Below are 12610 nucleotides of genomic sequence, written 5' to 3'. Positions count from 1 at the left end.
AGCGGGAACCCGCTCGCTGCACATCTTTTCATCAGCGGGAACCGAAAGACCGATGCGCGGGACGCCCAAGACCATTTCGCTGCCGCGCCGCCTGATTTGCGACCTCATGCGCGCGTCGATGGACGTACCGTTCGTCTCGCTGTCCCGCTCGCTCAATATCCGCCCCCTGCTGGAGGCCCGCGCCGGCGCAATGGCGCCCGCCGGCTGGGCCGCGATGTTCGTCAAGGCCTTTGCCTTGGTCGCCAGGGACGAGCCAATCCTGCGCACCGTCTACGCCAAATGGCCCTGGCCTATGCTCTACGAGCTGCCTAAGAGCGTGGCGCTGGTGGCTATCGCCCGGGTCGAGGACGGCGAGGAATGCGTGCTGCCGCAGCGAATCGCGGCTCCGGAGGCCATGGCGCTGGCCGCGATCGATGCCGAGATCCGGCGCGCCAAGACGGCGCCCCTCGACGACGTGCCCATGTTCCGCAAGATCATGCGGGCGACCCGCCTGCCGCTGCCGCTCCGGCGGCTGTCCTGGGCGATCGGCCTGAATTTCGGCCGGCAGCGTGGCAACTGGTTCGGCAGCTTCGCGGTGAGCTCGGTGGCCGCCTATGGCGGCGGCGAGCTCCATCCCATCACGCCCGGCCCGTTCATAGTCAGCTATGGGGTGGTCGAGCCCGACGAGACCATCCACGTCGTGATCCGCTGGGACCACCGGGTCACCGACGCCGCCCCCATCGCCCGGGTCCTGACCCGGCTGGAACAGGTCCTGAACACGGAAATCGCTGTCGAATTGCGGGCAGCCGGGTCGAAGCCCATCCGGGCGGTTGGGACCTGATCCGGGGCTATTCGCATTGACAGCGAACCCCAAACTCACCTAAAAGCCGCCTGCTCGCGGGCCGATTTCGGCCCGCGAAGCGTTTCGCGACCCGTGGTCCTGCCTCCTATGCTTTGGGGATCGGACCTGTCAGTGCCGGGCTAGCCCGGCACACAGGAGGGCGCGTTTCCTCAAACCATGTACCTGAAGAGGACGCGATGACTAAGCGCAGTGAGGCGAAGTACAAACTCGATCGCCGTATGGGCCAGAACATCTGGGGCCGCCCGAAGAGCCCCGTGAACCGCCGCGAATACGGCCCCGGCCAGCACGGCCAGCGCCGCAAGGGCAAGCTCTCGGACTTCGGCGTGCAGCTGCGCGCCAAGCAGAAGCTGAAGGGCTATTACGCCAACATTTCCGAGCGTCAGTTCCACGGCATCTATGTCGAGGCGAGCCGCCTCAAGGGTGACACCGGCGAGAACCTGATCGGCCTGCTCGAGCGCCGTCTCGACGCGGTCGTGTACCGCGCCAAGTTCGTCTCGACGATCTTCGCAGCCCGCCAGTTCATCAACCACGGCCACATCAAGGTGAACGGCCGCAAGGTCAACATCTCGAGCTACCAGCTCAAGGTCGGCGACGTGATCGAGGTCAAGGAAGCCTCCAAGCAGCTCGCCCACGTCCTCGAGGCCAGCCAGCTTCCCGAGCGCGACACCCCCGACTATCTCGAAGTCGACCACGGCAAGATGACCGCGAAATACGTGCGGATCCCTGCCCTCTCCGACGTGCCGTTCCCGGTGCAGATGGAGCCCCATCTGGTCGTCGAATTCTATTCGCGCTAAAATCTGATGATCGAAAGGCCCCGGTTCGCCGGGGCCTTTTTTCTTTAGAGCCACGTCAGTGGCCGTCCCCGCCGATAGGAGGCGTCTGATGCTCTACACCCCTCCCCCGATCGATCCCAAGGCGCCGCCGGTGCGCATCAATCTGCTCTCGGACACGCAGACCAAGCCGACACCCGCGATGCGCGAGGCGATGGCGCGCGCCGAGTCGGCGACGAGCAGGTCGGCGACGACCCGACCGTGAATGCGCTGTGCGCGCGCGTCGCCGATCTGCTCGGCAAGGAGGCCGCGGTCTACATGCCGTCGGGCACCATGTGCAACGTCACGGCGACGCTGGTGCATTGCCGCCCCGGCGACGAGATCCTGGCGCATGAGAGCGCGCACATCATCGCCCGCGAAGGTGGCGCCCATGCCGCGATCGGCGGCTTCCAGGTGATGCAGTTGAAGGGCGCCGACGGCCAGTTCACGCCGGAGACGTTCCGCAAGGCGCTGCATCCGCGCACACGCTATCAGCCGCCGCAGACCGTCGTCAGCGTCGAGCAGACCGCCAATATCGGCGGCGGCACGATCTGGAAGAAGGCCGCGCTCGACGAGATCGTCGCAATCGCCAAGCAGCACGGCCTCGTCACCCACATGGACGGCGCGCGCCTGCTCAATGCCACGGTGGCGAGCGGCATCTCTCCGCGCGACATGACGGCGGGGTGGGATTCGGCCTGGATCGATTTCTCCAAGGGTCTGGGCGCCCCGATCGGCGGCGTGCTCGCGGGCTCGCGTGCCTTCATCGACGCGGTCTGGCAGTGGAAGCAGCGCCTCGGCGGTTCGATGCGACAAGCCGGAATCTGCGCCGCCGCGTGCATCTACGCGCTCGATCATCACGTCGACCGCCTCGCCGACGACCATGCCAATGCGCGCGCGCTCGCCCGCGGCCTGTCCCAGATCGCAGGCGTCGAGGTGCAGGAGCCCGAGACCAATCTCGTGTTCTTCAAGCCCGATGGCGCCGGTATCCCCGGCGACAAGATGGTCGCTGCACTGCGCCAACGCGGCGTGACGCTCGCGATGATGGACGGCCGCATTCGTGCCTGCACCCATCTCGACGTCAATGCCAGCCAGATCGAGGAGACGATCGGGCACATCAGGGAGATCGTGCGCGGGGCGTAAGCAGAACGTTTTCGAGTGAAGTGGATACCGGTTCGCGTGAAGAAAACGCGTCAAAACGGGAGTCTACCGCCCCATCGCCTGATAGATAAGCGTCTTCAACGCCAGTTGAATCCGGCCGCGCTGGGACGGGGTCTGCACCATGAAGATCCCGAACAAATCGTCTTCGGGATCGATGAAGAAGAAGGTGCCGCCGACGCCGTCCCAGCGATATTCGCCGAGCGGCCACGAAGTGCCTGACGGCACCGAGGTGCGGACGGCGAAGCCGAGGCCGAAACCGGAACTCCCGCCCGGATAATAATTCTGGTCGCGCGCGATCCTGGTCTCGGGGCCGACGTGGTCCGACGCCATCAGCGCGATGGTCTCGGGCTTAAGATAGCGCCGCCCGTCATAGCTGCCGCCGTTCAGCAGCATCTGCGCGAAGCGGGCGTAGTCGCCGATTGTGCCGACCATGCCGGCGCCACCCGATTCCCATGCCACCGGCCGCCTGATATCGCGAAGCTGCGTGGTCGGATTGATGTTGCGGTCGGCCGGCATCGGCTCGGCGATACGCGGGAATTTGGCGGGATCGGCAACGAAGAACGCCGTCTCGGTCATGTGAAGCGGATCGAGCAGCCACTCCCTCTCGAACTGCAGCAGCGTTTTTTCCGAGATCACCTCAACGACGCGGCCGAGCACGTCAGTGGAATGGCCGTAGTCCCACACCGTGCCGGGCTGCTCAACCAACGGCAGCGTGGCGACCTTCGCCACGAAATCGGCATTGCTGAGATCGCTGTGGAAGAGCTTGGCCGCATCATAGAGTTCGCGCACCGCGCCGCCGCCTTGATAGCCGTAAGGCAAACCCGCGGTATGGCGCAGCAGATCCTTGATCGTGACCGGACGCTCCAGCGGCTCCAGCACCAGCGCAACCTTGCCGTCCTCGGCCTTCTTCTCGACGCCGACCTTCATCCCGGCAAACGCCGGAATGTATTTCGCGACAGGATCGTCGAGTGAAAGCCTGCCCTCCTCGACCAGCATCATTGCCATGACTGACGTGATCGGCTTCGACATCGAGTAGAGGCGGAAGATCGTGTCCGCGCTCATCGAAATTTCAGTGGCGACGTCGCGGACGCCGAACTGCTGGTAGTAGACCGGCTTGCCGTGCTGCTGCAGCAGCAGAATCGCGCCGGGAAACGTGCCGGCGGCGACCTCGTTCCGGATGTAGTCCGAGACTTTTGCCAGGCCTTCGGGCGAGAAACTGTGCGCGGCGCGTCCATCCGGACCCGCCTTCGCGCCCACGACCCCGAACAGAAGGACGAGCGCCGCGATCAGAGCGCGGCGCCCGAACGCATCACTTCTCCATGGCTTCATAGACCAACTGCTTCAATGTCCGCTGCACGCGCTGGCGCTCGGTCGGGGTCTGCTCCAGCAGAACAAAGAACATGTCCTGCTTGGGGTCGATCACGAAATAGCAGCCGGAGGCGCCGTCCCACTTCAATTCACCGAGATTGCCGGGCGGCGGCGGCTTGGCATTGCCGGGATCGGTGCGGACCGCGAGCCCGAGGCCGAAGCCAAAACCGTCGCCGGGAAAGTAGAAGTAATCACGATCGACGCCGGAGCCGGGGCCGACCTGGTCTGTCACCATCAGCTTGAAGGTGTCGGGCTTGAGGATGGTCTTGCCGTCGAGGCTGCCGCCATTGAGCAGCATCTGCGCAAAGCGCTCATAGTCCGCCATGGTCGTGACCATGCCGCCGCTGGCGAACTGGATCTTCTTGACGACGGTCGGATCGTTGATCCGGCCGACCCGGAAATCACTGTCGTTCGGCACCGGCTGCGCCAGGAACTTCTGCTTCTCGGGGTCGGTGACGAAGAATCCGGTGTCGACCATGCCGAGCGGGCCCAGCAGCTTCTCCCGCATGATGTCGATTAACGGCTTGCCGGTCGCGACCTCCATCACGCGCGCCAGGATGTCGGTGGAATGGCCGTATTGCCAGAGCGCGCCCGGCTGATTGTGCAGCGGCAGTTTCGCGATCCGCTCGGCAAACTCGGCAAGGTCGAAATCGCCGGCATAGATGTTGGCTTCGCGGTAGGCCTTGCGCACCAGGCTGTCGCCATAGAAGCCATAGGTGACGCCGGACGTGTGGCGCATCAGATCGAGCACGGTCATCGGCCGCGTGGGCGGCACGAGCTCGAGCGACTTGGTGCCGTCCGCGGCCTTCTTCTCGACGCCGACCTTCACATTGGCGAAGGACGGGATGTATTTCGAGACGGGATCATCGAGCTTGATCTTGCCGTCCTCTATCAACTGCACCGCGACGACGGAGGTGATCGCCTTGCTCATCGAGAACAGGCGGAAGATCGTCTTGTCCGTGATCGGCGCCTTGCTCGCCACGTCCTGCACGCCGAAGGCTTCGTGGTAGACCGGCTTGCCGTGCTGTTTGATCAACACGGTTGCGCCAGCGATCTTGCCGGTCACGACCTCGTTCTTGAAGAACTCGCTGATCCTCGAGAGCTTCTCCTGATTGAAATGCGCGCCGGCCGGAATCTCGTAGGTGCCCTCAGCGCGCGCGAGCGTGACCGCTCCTAACGCTATCAGCGTGCCGCAGACGAACGAGCGCAGTCCAGACTGTGAAATCATAGCCCCTCCCCGGAACGTGGGGGGCGGAGTGTACTGACGGCGTCATCAGGCACAAGGGCCGCTGTGTCGCGCAAGCGCCTCGGCATGAAGCCTGGCGCTCGGCTCTGCAGAGCAACAGAACACGACGCGAGCAACGGATGCCGCCGCAGGGAGCCCTTCGATCACCGTACCAACGGCAATATCGGCGGCGCGGTTGGCGGGGAAACGGAAAACGCCGGTCGAAATCGCGGGGAATGCCACCGAGGTCAGCTCGTGCTCCCGGCACAGCTCCATCGAGCGGCGATAGCAGGAGGCCAGCAGATCGTCTTCGCCCAGCGTGCCGCCATTCCAGACCGGTCCGACGGTGTGGATCACATGCGCGGCCTTGAGCCGATAACCTTTGGTGATCCTGGCTTCGCCCGTTTTGCAGCCGTGGAGCGTACGGCATTCGGCGACCAGGTCTGGCCCGGCCGCCCGATGGATCGCGCCGTCGACGCCGCCCCCGCCAAGGAGCGACGTATTGGCTGCATTGACGATGGCGTCAACGCTCAGTGTGGTGATGTCAGCAACGATGACCTCGAGCTGCGCGCCGCCGAACCGGCGCGTCAGCGCGGGCACGCCTCAGGCCGCGACAGCGACGCCCTTCTCGGACAAAAGCTGCTGCAATTCGCCGGCCTGGAACATCTCGCGGACGATGTCGCAGCCGCCGACGAACTCGCCCTTCACGTAAAGCTGCGGGATGGTCGGCCAGTTCGAGAATTCCTTGATGCCGTTGCGCAGCTCGGCGGATTCCAGAACGTTGAGGCCTTTATAGCCGACGCCGATGTGGTCGAGGATCTGGACGACCTGGCCGGAGAAACCGCACTGCGGAAATTGCGGCGTACCCTTCATGAACAGAACCACGTCGTTCGACTTCACTTCGTTGGCGATGAATTCCTCGATGCTCATATCCATGTCCTTCTGGGGCGGAGCCCTAACCAATCACTCCGGGCCGGCTCAGCCGATTTAACCCGATACCCGCCTATATATGTAGCCCAAACCGTTGTGCATCCAAAGTAAAATGCCGGCGAACAGCCCCTCGGCAGCCGATCGTGAGCGCATGGGGCCCATTACATGATGGCACGAATATCATCACCGGGCAGGACTTTCATACCGTAACGGAGCCCCTATCTAGGACAAACCCCGGTTTTGGAACCGGGCAACGCAAACAACGTTCTCTTGTCTTGTCTGGAGAAAAACGTGACGAAACAAGCCTCCGCTACGGCCGCCTCCCCGATTTCGTCACCGTCCTCCGCCCCGGGCAACCTCGCCCAGCGGCTGGAAGCCGCATTTCTCACCGTCCGCAACGAGACCGAGCGCCGGGCCGCCCCCCTGTCGCCCGAGGACCAGCAGATCCAGTCCATGCCGGACGCAAGCCCGGCGAAATGGCACCGGGCGCACACCACCTGGTTCTGGGAGCAGTTTCTGCTCGGTGAACACGCGCCCGGCTACCGGCCCTTCCACCCCGATTTCGCGTTCCTGTTCAATTCCTATTACGTCAGCGCCGGCCCGCGCCACGCACGGGGGCATCGCGGCGACATCACCCGGCCCAGCGCTGGCGAGGTCGGCACCTACCGCGAATATGTCGATGCGGCCGTCGTCAAATTCTTCCGCGTGGCCGGCGAGGACGAGCTCCGGGCCTTGGCGCCGCTGGTCGAGGTCGGGCTCAACCACGAGCAGCAGCATCAGGAATTGATGTTCACCGACATCCTGCACGCCTTCGCACAAAATCCGGTCTCCCCGGCTTACGATCCGGACTGGCGCTTTCCGGCCGCGATACGGACGGGCGAAGATTGGCTGTCGCTGAACGAGGGCATCCACACCGTCGGGCATGTCGATGACAGCTTCCATTTCGACAACGAGAAGCCGGCGCATCGCGCCCTGGTCGGCCCGGTCAAGATCGCCCGCAATCTCGTCACCAACGCCGAATGGCTCGCCTTCATGCGCGACGGCGGCTATGCGAAAGCAACGCTGTGGCTGATGGACGGCTTTGCTGCCGCCAGCAAGGAAGACTGGCAGGCTCCGGGCCATTGGCGCGAGGTCGACGGTCAATGGCAGGTGATGACGCTGGCGGGACTCAAGCCGATCGATCCCGACGCCCCGGTCTGCCACATCAGCTATTACGAGGCCGATGCGTTTGCGCGCTGGGCCGGAAAGCACCTGCCGACCGAGATGGAATGGGAGGTTGCGGCCCGCGCGGGCGCGCTCAACGATGCCTTCGGCATCGTCTGGCAGTGGACCCGCTCCTCCTATTCGCCCTACCCCGGCTATCGCGCGGTCGAAGGCGCGCTCGGCGAATACAACGGCAAGTTCATGGTCAACCAGCTGGTGCTGCGCGGCTCCTCGCTTGCAACCCCTGAAGGCCACAGCCGTATCACCTATCGCAACTTCTTTTATCCGCACCACCGCTGGCAGTTCACGGGACTGCGGCTCGCCGATTACGAGTAAATTCACATCCGACGACAAATGCGCGCCGGACAGCGCGTTCAGGAGAGTATCATGAATGTGCACGCCAGCGCTTTGGCCGAAGCCCACCTCCCCGACGAGCAGACCACCGCCTTCGCCCGCGAAGCCATCGAGGACCTGTCGCAGCAGCCGAAAAAGCTGTCGCCGAAATATTTCTACGACGCGACCGGTTCGGAGCTGTTCGAGGCGATCACGCGCCTGCCGGAATATTATCCGACCCGCACCGAGCTATCGATCCTGAAGGAGCGTGGCAGCGAGATCGCGAAGATCATTCCGGAGCATGCGGCGCTGGTCGAGTTTGGCGCGGGCGCGACCACGAAGGTCCGCCTGCTGCTCAATCAGTGCAAGTTCGCGGCCTATGTGCCCGTCGACATATCCGGCGATTTTTTGAAGGCGCAGGCGAACGGCCTGAAACGGGACTTCCCGTCGCTCGGCATTTATCCGGTGGCGGCCGACTTCACCACGCCGTTCGAACTGCCAAAGGCAGTCGCTTCAATGCCCAAGGTCGGCTTCTTCCCTGGCTCGACCATCGGCAATTTCGAGCCGCATGAGGCACAGGCTTTCCTGAAGAGCGCGCGCCAAATCCTTGGCCGGGGCGCTCAGATGATCATCGGCGCCGACCTCGAGAAAGACGAGCGCGTGCTCCACGACGCCTACAACGATGCGGCTGGCGTCACCGCGCGCTTCAACCTCAATGTGCTGGTGCGGATCAACCGCGAGCTCGGCGGCAATTTCGATCTGTCCGCCTTCACCCATGACGCGATCTACAATCGCGAGCGGCACCGCATCGAGATGCACCTGATCAGCAAGAAGAGCCAGACCGTGCGCCTGCTCGGCACCAGCTTCTCGTTCCGCCCGGGCGAGAGCATTCACACCGAGAACAGTTACAAATACAGCCTCGAGCGTTTTGCCGCGCTGGCGCAAAGCGCCGGCTGGCGGGTACGCGAGAGCTGGACGGATGCGGCGAAGATGTTTTCAGTGCACGCGCTGGAGGTGGCGGAGTAAGCGCGCCGGGAGCTTAATGCTCCTCGGCCTGCTCCGGCTTCGATCCCAGCGACACCGACTCCCACACTGCAACGACGATCATGATCACCGTGGTCGCGACCGACAGCCATAACGGCGAGAGATCGGCGGCGAACCACCACAGCACCAGCAGCAGGAGGATGCCGATGCCGTGCGAGAGCTGGAGGAAGCCGCGGATCGCGTATTTGAACAGGATGGTGCCAATCAGGAACACCAAGGGACCACCGATCGTGCTGACGATGGTGCGCATGTCGGAATGTCCGGTCGGGTGCTTCAGCACCAGTTCGTCCGAAACCGCGGTCAGGATGATGCCGGCGATGATCGGCATGTGCAGATAGGTGTAGGCGAGCCGCGCCAGCCGGCCGGATTCGGCGGATTTCGACAGCAATTCCGAGCCGGCTTCCGCGCCCTTGTGGAAATAGATCCACCACATCGCGACGGCGCCGACCAGCGCGGAGACGAAGGCCAGGATGTTGTCGGCGGTCCACTCCAGCTCGGCGAAGGTCGCGCCGTTGACGACGACGGCTTCGCCGAGCGCAATGATGATGAAGCCGGCGCAGCGCTCGGCCATGTGGCCACCTTCGACCGCCCAGGCCTCGACCGACGAGAAGCCGAGCTTCGGGACCCAGAACCGCGCTGCGGGCGAGACGTATTCGATCGCGAGCGCGACAATCCATAACCACAGCCGCGCCTCGTCATGCGCGAGGCCACCGAGGATCCAGAAGATCGCGGAGCCGCAGAGCCAGACCAGAATGCGGATCGCATTGTGACGGACCGCCGTTCGATGGCGCGGAGTCGCGAACAGCCAGAACGCGGTCCGTCCGACCTGCATGGTCGCATAGGCGATCGCGAACCACAGGCCGCGCCCCTCGAACGCGGTCGGGATCGTCGTCGACAGCACGAGGCCGCCCAGCATCATCAGGAAGATCAGGATGCGGACCGGCGTCAGTTCGGGATTGAGCCAGTTGGTGACCCAGGTCGTGTAGACCCACACCCACCACACCGCGAGAAACAGCACCGTGACATGCACGGCGCCGAGCGGCGTGAAATGGTGCAGCAGCGTATGCGACACCTGCGTGACGGCGAAGACGAAGACGAGATCGAAGAACAGCTCGGCATTGGTGACGCGGCTGTGCTGGTTCGGCACGATGACGCGAAACATCGCGCCGCGCGGGTTGTCCGCAGCCATCATCGAGCCCCCGTCGCGATCAGATCAGGTGCAGTCAAATCAAGTACCGGGCACCCCGGTTTGCAGCGCCAGCGCATGCAGCACGCCGCCCATCTGGCCTTGCAGGGACCGATAGACGATCTGGTGCTGCTGGACGCGAGACTTGCCGCGGAAGGATTCCGAGATCACGGTCGCGGCATAGTGGTCGCCATCGCCGGCGAGGTCACGGATCGTCACCTCGGCATCGGGGATCGCTGCCTTGATCATCGCCTCGATATCGTGGGCGTCCATGGGCATTCTGGTCTTGCTCCTTGTCTCGGCTCGGCGTCGAATCGCTGCCGGGGTCCCGATCTGGAATCCAAACTTGCCGGCAGGGCCCAAACTTAGCGTGAATGGCCTTCTACGTCACGCCTTCAGGCACTATATCCCTGATCCCATCAGGATAAAGGCACGAAAAGGTGCCGCGCGCGGCAGATCAATCGAAAAGGCGTGAAATCATGAAGCTTCCAGGGCCCGACCACCCCATCACCATTACCCCGAACCCGCGTCGTGTCCGCGTCATGGCCGGCGACATTGTGATCGCCGAGACCAGCAAGGCCCTGACCTTGAAGGAGGCCAAATATCCGGCGGTGCAGTATGTGCCGCGGCAGGATGCCAACATGGCGCTGCTGGAGCGCACTGACCGCGTCACCCATTGCCCCTACAAGGGGGACGCGAGCTACTACAGCGTCAAGGCCGACGGCAAGACGCTGGACAACGCGATCTGGACCTACGAGACGCCCTTCCCCGCGATGACGGAGATTTCCGGCCACCTCGCCTTCTATCCGGACAAGGTGAAGATCGAGGAAGTGGGGTAGCCACTGGGGTTCGTCATGGCCGGGACAAGCCCGGCCACGACGGTGGCGATAGCCGGCGCAGCCCAGCTACGCCCTGAATATCGTGAGCCCCAATATCAGCAGCACCAGGAAGATCACGACGAAGACATAGAACAGGAAGCGGGCAATGTCGGCGGATGCAGCCGAGATGCCGGTGAAACCGAGCACGCCGGCCACGATCGAAACAAGTAAGAAAATCAGCGCCCATTTCAGGATCGTCATCACCAACTCCGACTCAAGGCAGCACGCAGCGGCCGCTCGACCTTTTCGGGAACGTTAACTGCGGAGCGGGGAACTGGTTCCTCCCGGTCCCTCGCCGGTACCCTGGCACAAACTGCGCTTGCTGAATCGGGTTCCGGGCGGCACAGTCGGACCGGGAAAGAAGCGCGACCGGGGCCGCAATGATCACGATGTCACATTCCGCGACGATCGGTGCGGAGGCGCACGCCGCGCCAAAGGCCAGGGCGCGCAATCTGTCGCTCGATCGAACCCGCACCTTCCTGACGCTGGTGGTGCTGCTGCATCATGCCGTCCTTCCCTACACCTATTTCGGTCACACCGATCCCGCGTCCTGGATCGGCTTCGACGTCGTCGTGCTCGCCACCGACAGCTTCTTCATGGCGATGTTCTTCTTCCTGTCGGGACTGTTCACGTGGTCCGGCATCGCGCGCAAGGCGCCGCAGGTTTTCCTGCGCGACCGCCTGTTGCGGCTCGGGCTGCCGTTCGTCACCGCGGCCTTCACCGTCATTCCGCTCGCCTATTACGCTATCGCGCTGCGGGCCGATCCCGAGTTGAGCTTCGCTTCGTTCTGGTGGAAGACGATCACCGTCGGCCCGTGGCCGAGCGGGCCGATCTGGTTCGTGTGGGTGCTGCTGGCGTTCGACCTGACCGCGAGCCTGCTCTACCGGGTCTCCGCGCATCTGGTTGACCCGGTCAACCGCGTCTCGCTGCGCGGCTTCGACCGGCCGGCCGTGTTCTGGCTGCTGCTTGTCGTCGTCACCGCAATCGTCTACGTGCCGGCGCTGCTCTATTTCGGCGGCAGCAAATGGTTCGAGCTCGGGCCGTTCTCGGTGCAGGCGAGCCGCATCCTGCTCTACTTCGCGTATTTCTTCATCGGCGTCAGCGTTGGTGCTGCGAATTTCGACCGCGGCATTCTCAGCGCCGACGGGCAGCTGCCGAAGAGCCGCTGGACGTGGGTGATCGTGACGCTGATCCCCTATTGCCTGATGTGGGGGATGATCTACATCAAGCGCGAAATCCTCGGCAATCCCGACCCGCAGCCGCACTGGTATCAGGCGATCTACAGCACGTTCTTCGTGCTGTTCTCGGGCTCGATCCTGCTCGCGATCCTCGCCTTCTTCCTGCACCAGAAGTCGCCCGGGCCGAACCTGCTCGACCGCATGCAGGCTGATGCCTACGGCATGTTCCTGGTGCACTACCCGATTGCGCTGTGGATCCAGTATGCACTGTTCGACTATGGATTGCCCGCGATCGTGAAAGCGGCGATCGGCTTCGTGCTCACGGTGATCCTGAGCTGGGGACTGACGGCGGGCTTACGGAAGATTCCGGGCGCGTCGCACGTGTTGTAGACGTGGGCCGTAGCCCGATGGAGCGCAGCGCAATCCGGGGTGTTGCCACACGCGATAGCGGTCCCGG

At 63.8% G+C, this 12610-nt stretch carries 13 protein-coding genes and 1 pseudogene; 7 read left to right on the top strand and 7 right to left on the bottom strand.

Features of this window, described 5'->3' with window-relative positions; translation table 11 throughout:
• Window positions 1-52: 52 nt before the first annotated feature.
• The 3 genes and pseudogenes from WHZ77_RS11870 (at window position 53) to WHZ77_RS11860 (ending at window position 2790) form a co-directional block, all read left to right on the top strand.
• Window positions 53-820, top strand: a complete 768-nt coding sequence (locus WHZ77_RS11870) for an acyltransferase (RefSeq protein ID WP_375313827.1) — start codon at window positions 53-55, stop codon at window positions 818-820.
• Between the two features lie 197 nt (window positions 821-1017).
• Window positions 1018-1635, top strand: coding sequence for a 30S ribosomal protein S4 (gene rpsD, locus WHZ77_RS11865; protein WP_270161158.1), 618 nt, complete (start codon window positions 1018-1020; stop codon window positions 1633-1635).
• 88 nt (window positions 1636-1723) lie between these two features.
• Window positions 1724-2790 (top strand): annotated as a pseudogene (locus tag WHZ77_RS11860) (threonine aldolase family protein).
• Between the two features lie 63 nt (window positions 2791-2853).
• Here WHZ77_RS11860 and WHZ77_RS11855 read toward each other — a convergent pair.
• Genes WHZ77_RS11855 through grxD form a run of 4 tightly spaced genes read right to left on the bottom strand, consistent with a single transcriptional unit; the run spans window position 2854 to window position 6331 of the window.
• Window positions 2854-4137 carry a serine hydrolase domain-containing protein gene (locus tag WHZ77_RS11855; RefSeq protein ID WP_375313826.1) on the bottom strand — a complete coding sequence of 428 codons (1284 nt, stop codon included), beginning with the start codon at window positions 4135-4137 and terminating at the stop codon, window positions 2854-2856.
• Window positions 4118-5404, bottom strand: a complete 1287-nt coding sequence (locus tag WHZ77_RS11850) for a serine hydrolase domain-containing protein (protein WP_375313825.1) — start codon at window positions 5402-5404, stop codon at window positions 4118-4120. Before WHZ77_RS11850 ends, WHZ77_RS11855 begins: the two co-directional genes overlap by 20 nt.
• 45 nt (window positions 5405-5449) lie before the next feature.
• Window positions 5450-6001, bottom strand: a complete 552-nt coding sequence (locus tag WHZ77_RS11845; protein WP_375313824.1) for an O-acetyl-ADP-ribose deacetylase — start codon at window positions 5999-6001, stop codon at window positions 5450-5452.
• Window positions 6002-6004: 3 nt separating this feature from the next.
• The gene (grxD, locus tag WHZ77_RS11840; RefSeq protein WP_041748800.1) at window positions 6005-6331 is read right to left on the bottom strand and encodes a Grx4 family monothiol glutaredoxin; all 327 of its coding nucleotides are present in this window, start codon (window positions 6329-6331) and stop codon (window positions 6005-6007) included.
• 240 nt (window positions 6332-6571) lie between these two features.
• Here grxD and egtB point away from each other — a divergent pair, with 240 nt between their 5' ends.
• Together egtB and egtD are read left to right on the top strand one after the other, a co-directional pair.
• Window positions 6572-7870 carry an ergothioneine biosynthesis protein EgtB gene (egtB, locus tag WHZ77_RS11835; RefSeq protein ID WP_375313823.1) on the top strand — a complete coding sequence of 433 codons (1299 nt, stop codon included), beginning with the start codon at window positions 6572-6574 and terminating at the stop codon, window positions 7868-7870.
• Between the two features lie 51 nt (window positions 7871-7921).
• Window positions 7922-8893, top strand: a complete 972-nt coding sequence (gene egtD, locus WHZ77_RS11830; protein WP_375313822.1) for an L-histidine N(alpha)-methyltransferase — start codon at window positions 7922-7924, stop codon at window positions 8891-8893.
• 13 nt (window positions 8894-8906) lie between these two features.
• On the opposite strand, the gene WHZ77_RS11825 is transcribed toward egtD, so the two are convergent.
• Together WHZ77_RS11825 and WHZ77_RS11820 are read right to left on the bottom strand one after the other, a co-directional pair.
• The gene (locus WHZ77_RS11825) at window positions 8907-10100 is read right to left on the bottom strand and encodes a low temperature requirement protein A (protein WP_375314708.1); all 1194 of its coding nucleotides are present in this window, start codon (window positions 10098-10100) and stop codon (window positions 8907-8909) included.
• Window positions 10101-10139: 39 nt separating this feature from the next.
• On the bottom strand, window positions 10140-10376 hold the full coding sequence (locus WHZ77_RS11820; protein ID WP_015685068.1) for a BolA family protein: 237 nt from the start codon (window positions 10374-10376) through the stop codon (window positions 10140-10142).
• Between the two features lie 200 nt (window positions 10377-10576).
• Between WHZ77_RS11820 and WHZ77_RS11815 the strand changes: the two genes are divergently transcribed.
• The gene (locus tag WHZ77_RS11815) at window positions 10577-10936 is read left to right on the top strand and encodes a DUF427 domain-containing protein (RefSeq protein ID WP_375313821.1); all 360 of its coding nucleotides are present in this window, start codon (window positions 10577-10579) and stop codon (window positions 10934-10936) included.
• 66 nt (window positions 10937-11002) lie between these two features.
• Here WHZ77_RS11815 and WHZ77_RS11810 read toward each other — a convergent pair whose 3' ends face one another.
• Window positions 11003-11176 (bottom strand): DUF1328 domain-containing protein, encoded by a 174-nt coding sequence (locus WHZ77_RS11810; protein ID WP_007612121.1) that lies wholly within the window; start codon window positions 11174-11176, stop codon window positions 11003-11005.
• A gap of 179 nt (window positions 11177-11355) precedes the next feature.
• On the opposite strand from WHZ77_RS11810, the gene WHZ77_RS11805 reads away from it, so the two are divergent.
• A complete protein-coding gene (locus tag WHZ77_RS11805) occupies window positions 11356-12543 on the top strand; it encodes an acyltransferase (RefSeq protein ID WP_375313820.1) in 1188 nt (395 codons plus the stop codon).
• Window positions 12544-12610: the final 67 nt, after the last annotated feature.

Source organism: Bradyrhizobium sp. A5 (genome assembly GCF_042076515.1).
GTDB lineage: Bacteria > Pseudomonadota > Alphaproteobacteria > Rhizobiales > Xanthobacteraceae > Bradyrhizobium > Bradyrhizobium cosmicum.
This window is presented reverse-complemented; position numbering and strand designations above follow the sequence as displayed.